General features: G+C 75.7%; 1 protein-coding gene and 1 pseudogene. Both read left to right on the forward strand.

From position 1 onward, the window contains the following. Positions 1 to 1,595, forward strand: a pseudogene (gene lnt, locus ABZ885_RS37825) (apolipoprotein N-acyltransferase); the annotation flags it as partial. Continuing rightward, positions 1,570 to 3,445, forward strand: a 1,876-nt coding sequence (locus ABZ885_RS37830; protein ID WP_360199222.1) for an amino acid adenylation domain-containing protein, incomplete at its 3' end; no start/stop codon positions are given. The pseudogene lnt and the gene ABZ885_RS37830, both read left to right, overlap by 26 nt.

Consider the following 3,445-nt stretch of genomic DNA (forward strand, 5'->3'; position numbering starts at 1 on the left):
GGGCGCGGGGGCCCCGGCCGGCCCCCCGGGCGCGGTCCGGCCCGCCGCCCGCCCCCCCCGCCGCGGCGCCGGGGCGCGGGGGGGGGGCGCGGGCCCGCGCCAAGGTCCGGGCCGGCCTGCCCCGCACCGGGCTGGCCGTGCTCTCCGGGCTGCTGCTCGCGCTCGCCTTCCCGCCGTTCGACCTCTGGCCGCTGTCGCTGGCCGGCGTCGCCGCGCTCTCGCTGCTCACCCGGGGCCGCACCCTCCGGCAGGCCGCCTGGACCGGCTTCGCCTTCGGCCTGCCGTTCTTCCTGCTGCTGCTGAGCTGGCTGCGGGTGGTCGGCTGGGACGCGACCGTCGGGCTCTCGGTCGTCGAGGCGCTGTTCCTGGCCGTCCTCGGCGCGGGCCTCGCCCTGACCTCCCGGCTGCCCGCGTGGCCGGTCTGGGCGGCCTGCCTCTGGGTGACCCAGGAGTGGGCCCGCGACCGGCTGCCGCTGGGCGGCTTCCCGTGGGGACGGCTCGCCTTCGCCAACACCGCCACCCCGTTCACCCCGCTCGCCGCGCTCGGCGGCGCCCCGCTGGTGACCTTCGCGGTCGCGCTGGCCGGCGCGCTGCTCGGCTGGGCGGCGCTGCGGCTGCGCGGCCCCGGCCGGGCGCCGAAGGCCGCCGCGCTGGCCGGGCTCGGCGCGGTCGCCGCGCTGCTGGCCGGCTACCTGGTGCCGGTGCCCACCGCGGCGGCCGACACCGTCAAGGTCGCGGTGATCCAGGGCAACGTGCCCAACCCCGGGATGGACTTCCTCGGCCGCCCGATGATGGTCCTCAACAACCACGCCACCGCCACCGAGAAGCTCGCGGCCGACATCAAGGCCGGCAAGGCCGAGAAGCCGGACATCGTGATCTGGCCGGAGAACTCCTCCGACCTCGACCCGTTCAGCGACCCGCTCGCCTTCCGGCGCATCGACGACGCGGTGAAGGCGATCGGCGTGCCCACCCTGGTCGGCACCCTGGTGGACGGCCCGGACGAGCAGCACGTGCAGAACGAGGGCATCGTCTGGGACCCGAAGACCGGCCCCGGCGCCTCGTACACCAAGCAGCACCCGGTGCCGTTCGGCGAGTACGTGCCGTTCCGCGCGCAGCTGATGCAGGTGATCACCCGGCTCCAGCGGGTCGCCCGCGACTTCTACCCCGGTGACCACAACGGCGTCATGCAGCTCGGCCCGGCCCGGATCGGCGACGTCATCTGCTTCGAGGTCGCCTACGACGAGATCGTCCGGGACACCGTCGACCGGGGCGCCCGGGTGCTGGTCGTCCAGACCAACAACGCCACCTACGCCAAGACCGGCCAGCCCGAGCAGCAGCTCGCGATGTCCCGGCTGCGCGCCGTGGAGCACGGCCGGGCCGTGCTGATCGCCGCCACCAGCGGCATCAGCGCCGTGATCGCCCCCGACGGCACGGTGCAGCAGCGCACCGAGGAGCTGACCGCCGCCGAGCTGTCCGCCGTCGTCCCGCTGCGCGACGGCACCACGGTCGCGGACCGCCTGGGCGCGGTGCCGGAGTGGACGCTCGCCATCGGCGGCCTGCTGGCCTGCGGTGCGGGGGTCCTGGCCGGCCGCCGGCGGACGGCTGCACCAGGGCCTGCGCACCCTCGCCCGCGACGGCGGCGCCAGCCTCTTCATGGTGCTCCAGGCCTCGCTGGCCGCCCTGCTGGGCAAGCTCGGCGCCGGCACCGACGTGCCGATCGGCACCCCGGTCGCCGGCCGCACCGACGAGGCCCTGGACGAGCTGGTCGGCTTCTTCGTCAACACCCTGGTCCTGCGCACCGACCTCTCCGGCGACCCGTCGTTCACCGAGCTGCTCGGCCGGGTGCGCGCCGACGCGCTGGCCGCGTACGCGCACCAGGACGTGCCGTTCGAACACCTGGTGGAGGCGCTGAACCCGGCCCGGACGCTGGCCCACCACCCGCTGTTCCAGACCATGCTCGCCCTGCAGAACGCGCCGCTCGCCACCTTCGACCTGCCGCGGCTGCGGGTGACGACCGACCTCGTCCCGACCGGCACGGCCAAGTGCGACCTGACCGTCATCCTCGGCGAACGGCCCGACGGGGACGGGCTGTCGGGCCTGGTGGAGTACAGCACCGACCTGTTCGACGAGACCACCGTGGCGGGGATCGTCGACCGGTGGCTGCGGCTGCTCCGCGCCGTCGTCGCCGACCCCGGCCGGCCGATCGGCCGGGTGGACGTGCTGTCCGCCGACGAGCTGCGCGCGCTGCTCCCGGTCGCCGCACCCGAGGGCGGGGAGCAGCCGGAGAGCAGCATCACCGCGCTCTTCGAGCGGCAGGTCCGGGCGAACCCGGCCGCGGTCGCCGTGGTGAGCGGCGACGTCACGCTGACCTACCGGGAGTTGAACGTCCGGGCGAACCGGCTCGCGCACGCCCTGACCGGCCGGGGGGTGGGGCCGGAGCAGCTGGTGGCGCTGGCCCTGCCGCGCTCGGCCGAGCTGGTGGTGGCGGTGCTCGCGGTGCTCAAGGCCGGCGCCGCGTACGTGCCGGTGGACCCGCAGTACCCCGCGGCCCGGATCGCCTACCTGCTCCGGGACACCCGGCCCGCGCTGCTCGTGACGACGAGCCGGACCGGCACGCTGCCCGGGGCGGAGCAGGTGGAGCGGCTGCTGCTGGACGCCGCCGGCCTGGACGGGCTGCCGGACACCGACCCGGGGGTCGCCGTCGGCCCCGGACACGCGGCCTACGTCATCCACACCTCCGGCTCCACCGGCAACCCCAAGGGCGTGGTGGTGCCGCACCGGAACGTGGTCCGCCTGTTCGGCACCACCGAGGAGCTGTTCGGCTTCTCCGCCGACGACGTCTGGACCCTCTTCCACTCCTACGCCTTCGACTTCTCGGTGTGGGAGCTCTGGGGCGCACTGCTGTACGGCGGCCGCCTGGTGGTCGTGGACCACGAGACCAGCCGCTCGCCCGGCCGCTTCCTGGAGCTCCTCGCCCGCGAGCGGGTGACGGTGCTCAACCAGACGCCGTCCGCGTTCCACCAGCTGATGCAGGCGGACCAGGAGGCGGGGCTCGAACTCGCCCTGCGCACCGTGGTGTTCGGCGGCGAGGCGCTGGAGCCCGGCCGGCTCGCGAGCTGGTACGAGCGGCACCCGGACGACGCGCCGCGGCTGGTCAACATGTACGGCATCACCGAGACCACCGTGCACGTCACGCACGCGGCGCTCGACCGGTCCGGCACCCCGGCCGGCCACATCGGCACGGCCCTCCCGGACCTGCGGACGTACGTCCTGGACGCCCACCTGCGGCCGGTTCCCCCGGGCGTGGCCGGGGAGCTCTACGTCGCGGGCCCGGGCCTGGCCCGCGGCTACCTGAACCGGCCCGGCCTGACCGCCGGCCTCTCCCCTGCCCCGCAACTGCCCCCGGAGGCCGCGGCCTGGTTCGGGCGGATCGTCCCTCAGACGC

The organism is Kitasatospora sp. NPDC047058, assembly GCF_040643935.1.
Taxonomy (GTDB): domain Bacteria; phylum Actinomycetota; class Actinomycetes; order Streptomycetales; family Streptomycetaceae; genus Kitasatospora.